Below are 7693 nucleotides of genomic sequence, written 5' to 3' on the forward strand. Positions count from 1 at the left end.
CTCAAGGCTCAAGGCTTGGCTGCGGCCCTGGCCTCGGCGATCCAGCCATCGAACTGCTGCTGGTGGAACTTGATCCAGCCGGCCGTGTGACGGGCGATGTCGGCCTGGGTGTTCTGGCCGGTGCGCATGCGTTCATTTTGCGCGTTGATGTCGCCAATCGGCAGGCGCATCACCTCGAACAGTTTCACCGCTGCCGGGTTCTTGCCGGCCCAGGCGCGGTTGACCACGATGCGCGTGGTGTTGACCGCGAAGCCGTAATCGCTGCCGTCCTCCATGCGGGTGTTGGTCCTGTCCGGGTTGGACGAAAACGGCACCTGCAACCACACCACGTCCTTGCCCGGCACCAGCACGCCACTGACCCAGTAAGGGGTCCACGTGTAGTACAGGATCGGTTCGCCGCGCTTGTAGCGGCCGATGGTGTCGGCGATCAGCGCCGAATAACTGCCCTGCACGTGCTGCACGGTAGCGCGCAGCTTGTAGGCGTCCATGTGGTTCTCGATCATCGCCTCGCAGCCCCAGCCCGGATTGCAGCCGGTCAGGTCGGCCTTGCCGTCGCCGTCGTGGTCGAACAGCTTGGCGATCTTCGGGTCGCGCAGCTGGTCGATATTGGTGATGTGGTACTTGTCGGCGGTGGCCTTGTCGATCAGGTAGCCCTGGGCGGCGGGACCGGCGTACTTGCCCAGGCGCACCAACTTGGCGTCGCCGCCGGCGTTATCGTAATAATCCTTGTGCAGCGGGTCCCAGTGCACCGCCAGGAACGTGGCGTCGCCGTTGGCAATCGCGATGTGCGCGGTCGGATACTCGACTTCCTTGATCGGCAGGATTTCGTAGCCGAGCTTTTCCAGCGCGCGCTCGACCAGCATGGTCTGGAAAGTCTCTTCCGCGATCGAGCTTTGCAGCGCCTGCACCTTGATGCCCTTGCCGGGCAAATCAGCGGCAGGCGTTTGCGCCATCGCCAGGCTGGTGCCCAGCACCATGGCGGCAATGCCGAGGAACGAAAACCACTGGAACTTGCGTTGCGACTTGCGGGTTTGTTTGAATTGTTCGACTTGATTCATGGAGTTCCTTTCTTATTGTGGGGCCAGCTGCGCTGGCGCCTTGTCGTGCAACGGCGCTGGCGCCGGCACCGCTGCCGGCTCGCGGCGCACCAGGCGCATCACCAGGCCGGCCGGGCCGGTCTGGTACCAGTGGCGTACGCCACGGCGCGGCTGGCCCATGGCCTGCGTCAGGCGGTCGAGCGTAATGGCCAGCAGCACGATGCCGAGACCACCGACGGTGGCGAGACCCATATCGAGACGGCCGATACCGCGCAAGACCATCTGGCCCAGGCCACCGACAGCGATCATCGAGGCGATCACCACCATCGACAGCGACAGCATCAGCGACTGGTTGATACCAGCCATAATCGACGGCATCGCCAGCGGAAACTGCACCCGGGTGAGCAGCTGCCACGGCGAAGCGCCGTAGGCACGCGCCGCTTCGATCAGGTCGGGACGCACCTGGCGAATACCGAGGTTGGTCAGGCGCACCAGCGGCGGCAAGGCGAAGATGATGGTGACGATCACGCCAGGGGCGTTACCGATACCGAACAACATCACCACCGGTACCAGGTACACAAAAGCGGGCGTGGTCTGCATCGCGTCCAATAATGGGCGCAACAGGTTCTGGGCGCGGTCGCTGCTGGCCAGGAAAATCCCCAGCGGCAGGCCGATGATCAAACAGAATGCCAGTGACGTCAGCACCAGCGACAGCGTGATCATCGCCTCGGGCCAGATGCCCAGCATGGAGACGACCAGCAGCGCCAGCACGGTGCCAATGGCCAGCGCGCGGCTGGTGAACTGCCAGGCCAGCACGCCCACGATGGCGATCACCGCCAGCGCGGGCGCGGCCAGCAGCACGTCGCTGACGCCGGTCAGGGTGGCGTCGATCGGCGCGCGTACGGCCTGGAAGAACGGCCGGAAATTGGCCACCACCCAGCCCAGGCCCTGGTTGATCCACGCCTCGAGCGGCAGCGAACCGTCGAAGATCTGCGAGACATGGAAACCGGTGGCGTGCGCCGGTGCGGCGGCCGGCGCGGCGGCATCCAACCACGAGGTGTCGGTCGGAGGCTGCGGCAGCCACGGGTTGATCTGGGCGGCTTGTTCTACGGCTGGTTGCGCGGCAGTGGTCGCGTTCGCGGCATTCGCGGCGGTGACGGTATCGGCGGGGTTAGCTAATTTCATGCTTGTCCTTTCTGTGCAAGTGGTTCGGCAATCGGCGGCGTGTCGCGGTCGAGGAACTTCAGCAAGGTGGTCTTGCTGATGGCGCCGCGGAAGCTGCCGTCGTTGGCCACGACGGGCACGGCATACGGCAGTTGCGCCACCTGGCCGAACAGGCCGGCCACCGGCTCATCGGCATCGATGGTGGGCACGTCGGGCAGGTAGGCGTGGGCCAGGCCCAGCGGACCGATATGGCCGTCGAGCGCCGTGCGCAACGAATCGGCCGACACCACGCCCATGAATTTCTTCTGCGGGCTGACCACGTAGGCGTAGGCGCGATCCTGCTCTTCGAGCATCGACAGCGCGGCGCGCGAACCACGGGTCGGCGACTCCGACACCACGATCTGGCTCTTGCGGGCGATATCGCCGGCCTTGAACACGGCCGCCGCATCGACACCGCGCACGAAGTTGCGCACGTAGTCGTTGGCGGGTTTGCGCAGAATTTCTTCCGGCGTGCCCACCTGCACCACGTGGCCGTCCTTCATGATGGCCACGCGGTCGCCAATGCGCATCGCTTCATCGAGATCGTGCGAAATGAAGACGATGGTGCGGCGCTTGATCTGCTGCAGGCGCAGCAGCTCGGACTGCATCTCGGTGCGCATGATCGGATCGAGCGCCGAAAACGCTTCGTCCATCAACAGGATCGACGGATCGCAGGCCAGCGCCCGGGCCAGGCCCACGCGCTGCTGCATGCCGCCGGACAGTTCGTCCGGGTAGCTGGCGCCGTAACCGGCCAGGCCCACCTGCTCGAGCGCCTGCAGGGACGCGGTATTGCGTTCGTCCTTGGGAATGCCGGCGAGCTCCATGCCGAAGCCGGTATTTTCCAGCACCGTGATCTGCGGCAGCAGCGCAAACGACTGGAACACCATGCTGATGTCCTTGCGGCGCAGCGCGCGCAGCTCTTTATCGGGCAGCGTGTTGATGTCGTTCCCATCGATCATGATGCGGCCGTCAGTGGGCTCGATCAGGCGGTTGAGCATGCGCACCAGGGTGGACTTGCCCGAACCGGACAGGCCCATGATGACGAAGATCTCGCCCGCTTCGATGGTGAAGGTGGCGTCGAAAACGCCGATGGTGCATTCGGTTTCGGCCAGGATGTCCTGCTTGCTGGCGCCCTGGCGGACCATGGCCAGTGCTTCTTCCGGCTTGTCGCCGAAGACCTTGAATACATGATCGATAATAATTTGTTTAGCCACGTCGTGGTTCTCCCTCGATGGACGAATGGATGAAGCGCTGCAAGCCTTGCGGCTGCGGCGGGCGCAATATTGCGAATTCAAAGCGAATTCCGTCGGCGATGTCGCGGCGCGAGGCGCACGCAAGCAAGTGACGTATTAGGGGGCGGGCGCCGAAACTACATGGCGCCAGGTAACCTGAACTTGGGCGGAGAGCCCATCGATTGCTTCTCACGGCAGAGGTGAAAAACAATGTGTAGCGTGGTCGCTACTTTTGCTTACTGCTTGTTACAGCTGTTGTAAATATGCATCAATTATAGCAAGAAAAAGTGCGCTTGTCCAATAGCTTTCCGGCTTGAAACGTGCTAGCAATGTTAGTCAGCGCACATACCGTGACATATACATGAGACTGGTTTAACGTTTTGGTTGCTGCCAATAGGCCATCTTTTGGTATCAATATGTCATGACCAGCGGCACGCCGGGACGGCAATCGAAGCGTTTGCCAGCTGCACCATGGTCGCAGCAGATCTCCATCAGGTGCTCGTCCCCTTGCCTGAGCGTTACAACGTCGCTGGCCTGAGCCGCGTCGGAATATGGCGGTTGCGCAGGCAGCGTAATGGTCACGGATGTGATACGTCGCACGCCGGCCGTATGGATCATCGGCTGGCGCCTCGCCGCCGGTGCATGGTCCGGCGCGCTGCCCTCCTCGAGGTAGAACCACATCGGCTCCTCCAACGGCGCGTCGTCGGCGATGTCCACCTGCATGCCGGCCGGCAGATAGCCAGGGCGGTAAGCCCATGTCGAAAATGGCACGCCTTGCTCGGTGGGCGACGGCCGGAAGCACACGCCGAACGGCGACGCATCGTTGGCGCCACCGAGCCGCTGCGCCAGTTGCGTGCGCGCAGTGGCTTCGCTGCACACCTCGGCCTCGTCGTCTATCCACAGCAGTTCGAGAAAGGCGTTCTCGAAGAAGAAGCGGCGGTTGGCCGTGCCCTGGCCGGGGTGACGGTTGCCGCTGCCCTCCAGCAGGCCTGCAGCGAGCAGCAGTTGCGCTTCGGGTGCGCCGGGCAGTGCGCGAATAAACAGGTGGTCCAGTTCCATGGGATAGCCTTTCATCAGTCGCGACAGGATATCATCGCGCTACCAATTTCACTTCCTGCGCCGTTATGCACCGACCGTCCCTGTCCATCCTGGTCGTCGAAGACCACCCAATCATCACACGCCAGGTCGTGGGCTTCCTCGAGGGACTGGCGTGGCAGGCCGACCATGCAGGCACCGGTGCGCTGGCGGTCGAACTGGCGACCACCAATATCTATGACGTCGTCCTGCTCGACCTCAACCTGCCCGACATCGATGGACTGGACGTTTGCCGCGCGATCAAGGCGCGGGCGGCGCGCAATGTGCCGGTGCTGATGCTCACCGCGCGCGACGCGTTCGAAGACAAGGCGCAGGGATTCCACGGCGGCGCCGACGATTACGTGACCAAGCCGTTCGACCTGCGCGAACTGGCGCTGCGCTGCGAAGCGCTGGCCCGCCGCAATGCACTGCACCGCGACCAGCAGACCACGGCGGGTCCGCTCACGCTGTACCTGCGCGAGCGGCGCGCGCTGTGCTACGGCGCGCCGGTCACGCTTACCCACACCGGGTTCCGCGTGCTGTCGCTGTTGTGCGAAGCGTACCCGCACGCGGTGGCCCGCTCGGCGCTGATCCACGCGCTGTGGGGCGACCATCCACCGGACAGCGACGCCCTGAAGTCGCACCTGTACGCGCTGCGCAGGCAGCTCGAACTCGCTGGCGCGCCAGACATCATCGTCACGATTCCACAGTTGGGCTACCGCCTGGCTTTCGCGAACGGCGGCGATGTTTAGGTCGATCCGCCACGGCCTGTTCGCCGCCCTGGCCGGCTTCACGTTGCTGATCTGCGTGTGCTACACGGTGCTGGCGGTGGTCATTTCATATGTTACCGAAGACATGCTGGTCGATCGGCTGCTGGCGCGCGAGGCTGACGGCGTTGCCATGCATTTTCACCAGCATGGCGACATCAAGCCGCCGGATTTGACGCTGATCCGTTTGTACCGCAGCATGGCAGATCTGCCGGACGTCGTTGAAGAAGCAGTCATGGCCGGTCGTGAGCGCGCCGAAATCGCCACCGACACCGGACAACACTACCACCTCCGCACGCTGGACCTGGGGACATCTTCAAGTGGACAACGGGTGTACCTGGTGGCCGAAGTTGGCGCGGTGCTGGTGGTGGCCAAACTGTTCCAGGAGGTTGGCGGCTTTCTCACAGCAGTGGCGCTCGGCCTGCTGGCGGTGGCGCTGCTGTTGGCCTACCTGCTGTCGCGCAGGCTGGTGGCGCCGTTGCAGGTGCTGGCGCGGGAAGTGCGCGCGGTCTCCTTGGCAGCGCCAGGTGCGGCGATCCGGTTCAGCGCCAGCGGCCGGCGCGACGAAATCGGTTACCTGGCCGACCGGCTGGGCGCCACCATCGACGACCTGCACGCGGCGCTGCGACGCGAGCATGACTTTACCCGCGATGTGGGGCACGAGCTGCGCACGCCGCTGACCGTGATGCACAATGTGCTGGCGCGCGGCGGTGACATTGATGGCGGCGCGACTGCGACTGCTGCCGGTGCTGGCGTCACAGCCGCTGGCGCCAATGCCGTACTTGTCCGCGCGGACGCGGAACAGCTGCGCGCGGGCGTCGCTGAAATGCGCGGGACGGTGGATGTGCTGTTTGCACTGGCACGCGCCGAGCACATCGCCGCCACTCCATTCGATCTGCGCGCCCTGGCCGAAGAACGGCTGCTGCGGCTGATCGAGGACGAAGGCTGGGACGCCGAAGGCCTGGCATTGTCGCTGCCGGACCGACTGCCGGTAACAGGCAACCGACACCTGTGCAGCCTCCTGCTCGACAACTGCCTGCGCAACGCCGTCTTCCACGGCGGCGCCCACTGCCGCCTGCAACTTGAATTCTCGGCCGGCGCGCTCGCCATCACCAACACGGTAGCGCTGCAACATCCTGCCGCTGTCCAGGGCTTCCGCCACGGCCAGCACCTGCTGCGACGCATCGCGGCAGCCATGCAGTGGCAGATCGCTTTCGACGCGGTTGACGACGGCTACCGCGTGGCCATCACGCCTGGAGCAACGCCACGCGACCAATAAATCCGGCAAACTTCACCTGCATTTCACCGGCGCCCCTGCATGCTGCGGTCTCCATTAAACACCCCGGAGTCGCACATGAAAATTCTCGTCAGCCTGTTCCTGATCGCCTGCACCGCCCTGCCCGCCGCCGCCCTGGCGCAAGTCAAGTCGCTGGTGCACATGGAGGAAAAGCGCCGCTACCTGGTCTACACGCCGCCGTCTTACGGCCAGCAGCCGCACAAGGTCTACCCGGTCGTGTTCAACTTCCACGGCGGCGGCATGACCATGGCCGAGCAGATGCTGTACACGCAAATGAACCGCGCGGCTGACCGCCACGATTTCATCGTGGTATATCCAGCGGGCGTCAAACAGGACTGGAACGTGGGCTTCGGCATGTCGTACCAGGACGGCACCGACGATATCGGCTTTACGCAGGCGCTGCTGGCTAAGCTCAAGCAGGATTACAGGGTCGATGATCAACGCGTGTACGCCACAGGCCTGTCGCGCGGCGGCTTCTTCGCGCTACGCCTCGCCGCCGAATTGCCGCAGCTGTTCGCCGCGGTCGCCTCGGTGGGCGCACCGATGCCGGAACCTGTCATCGCCTACCACACCAGTCGTGGCAAGGTGGGCGTACTTCAGCTGCACGGCACCGCCGACCAGGTAGTGGCTTACGCCGGCAAGGCCACCGGCTACCTGTCGGCGCCAGCGACCTACACCTACTGGCTCGAGCGCAACGGCATTACCGCAGGCGAGACGAAAACGGCGAACATCGGCGCAGACGTCACCTGGCAAGAGCAAGGCAACGGCCGCCAGCGCGTGGCGCTCGCCACCATCCGCGAAGGCGGTCACACCTGGCCCGGCGCCGATCCCTTCAACATCGGCCTGCCCATCGGCAAAACCACCACCACCATCGACGCCAACGAAACCATCTGGCAATTCTTCAGCCAGCACCACCTTTAACTTCAGGGTCAGTGCCGACATTCGGACATTACGGAACTTTTTCGTTGAAGTTAACAACAACAGAGAAGTTCAAAAATGTCCGAATGTCGGCACTGACCCTCGAATTTGGGTCAGGTGAGGGACAGGGGGATTCCTCGGGCCCAGCGGTTGGACGACAGTGAG

At 64.0% G+C, this 7693-nt stretch carries 7 protein-coding genes; 3 read left to right on the plus strand and 4 right to left on the minus strand.

The features are described 5' to 3' along the window. Positions 1-8: 8 nt before the first annotated feature. The 4 genes from proX to DUPY_RS09705 all read right to left on the minus strand — a co-directional run bounded on the left by proX (position 9) and on the right by DUPY_RS09705 (position 4531). Positions 9-1058 carry a glycine betaine/L-proline ABC transporter substrate-binding protein ProX gene (gene proX / locus DUPY_RS09690; RefSeq protein WP_141749488.1) on the minus strand — a complete coding sequence of 350 codons (1050 nt, stop codon included), beginning with the start codon at positions 1056-1058 and terminating at the stop codon, positions 9-11. Positions 1059-1070: 12 nt separating this feature from the next. After that, positions 1071-2222, minus strand: coding sequence for a glycine betaine/L-proline ABC transporter permease ProW (gene proW, locus DUPY_RS09695; protein WP_070247613.1), 1152 nt, complete (start codon positions 2220-2222; stop codon positions 1071-1073). After that, positions 2219-3454 (minus strand): glycine betaine/L-proline ABC transporter ATP-binding protein ProV, encoded by a 1236-nt coding sequence (gene proV / locus DUPY_RS09700; protein WP_070247614.1) that lies wholly within the window; start codon positions 3452-3454, stop codon positions 2219-2221. The genes proW and proV overlap by 4 nt, the downstream gene beginning before the upstream one ends. 429 nt (positions 3455-3883) lie before the next feature. Next, on the minus strand, positions 3884-4531 hold the full coding sequence (locus DUPY_RS09705; protein ID WP_070247615.1) for a VOC family protein: 648 nt from the start codon (positions 4529-4531) through the stop codon (positions 3884-3886). A gap of 65 nt (positions 4532-4596) precedes the next feature. On the opposite strand from DUPY_RS09705, the gene DUPY_RS09710 reads away from it, so the two are divergent. The 3 genes from DUPY_RS09710 (at position 4597) to DUPY_RS09720 (ending at position 7531) form a co-directional block, all read left to right on the plus strand. Then, positions 4597-5298: a response regulator transcription factor gene (locus DUPY_RS09710; RefSeq protein ID WP_070247616.1), complete on the plus strand. Its 702-nt coding sequence runs from the start codon at positions 4597-4599 to the stop codon at positions 5296-5298. Then, positions 5291-6592, plus strand: a complete 1302-nt coding sequence (locus DUPY_RS09715) for a sensor histidine kinase (protein WP_070247617.1) — start codon at positions 5291-5293, stop codon at positions 6590-6592. The genes DUPY_RS09710 and DUPY_RS09715 overlap by 8 nt, the downstream gene beginning before the upstream one ends. A 75-nt stretch (positions 6593-6667) precedes the next feature. Then, positions 6668-7531 (plus strand): extracellular catalytic domain type 1 short-chain-length polyhydroxyalkanoate depolymerase, encoded by an 864-nt coding sequence (locus DUPY_RS09720; RefSeq protein WP_070247618.1) that lies wholly within the window; start codon positions 6668-6670, stop codon positions 7529-7531. The last annotated feature ends 162 nt before the right edge of the window (positions 7532-7693 follow it).

Origin of the sequence: Duganella phyllosphaerae, assembly GCF_001758785.1 — a bacterium.
In the GTDB taxonomy this organism is placed as follows: Bacteria; Pseudomonadota; Gammaproteobacteria; order Burkholderiales; family Burkholderiaceae_D; genus Rugamonas; species Rugamonas phyllosphaerae.

Excerpts from the sequence above, each read along its gene's own strand:
- DUPY_RS09705 (WP_070247615.1), bottom strand. The coding sequence starts at position 4,531 with ATGGAACTGGACCACCTGTTTATTCGCGCACTGCCCGGCGCACCCGAA.
- proW (WP_070247613.1), bottom strand. The coding sequence starts at position 2,222 with ATGAAATTAGCTAACCCCGCCGATACCGTCACCGCCGCGAATGCCGCG.
- DUPY_RS09710 (WP_070247616.1), top strand. The coding sequence starts at position 4,597 with ATGCACCGACCGTCCCTGTCCATCCTGGTCGTCGAAGACCACCCAATC.
- proX (WP_141749488.1), bottom strand. The coding sequence starts at position 1,058 with ATGAATCAAGTCGAACAATTCAAACAAACCCGCAAGTCGCAACGCAAG.
- DUPY_RS09715 (WP_070247617.1), top strand. The coding sequence starts at position 5,291 with ATGTTTAGGTCGATCCGCCACGGCCTGTTCGCCGCCCTGGCCGGCTTC.
- DUPY_RS09720 (WP_070247618.1), top strand. The coding sequence starts at position 6,668 with ATGAAAATTCTCGTCAGCCTGTTCCTGATCGCCTGCACCGCCCTGCCC.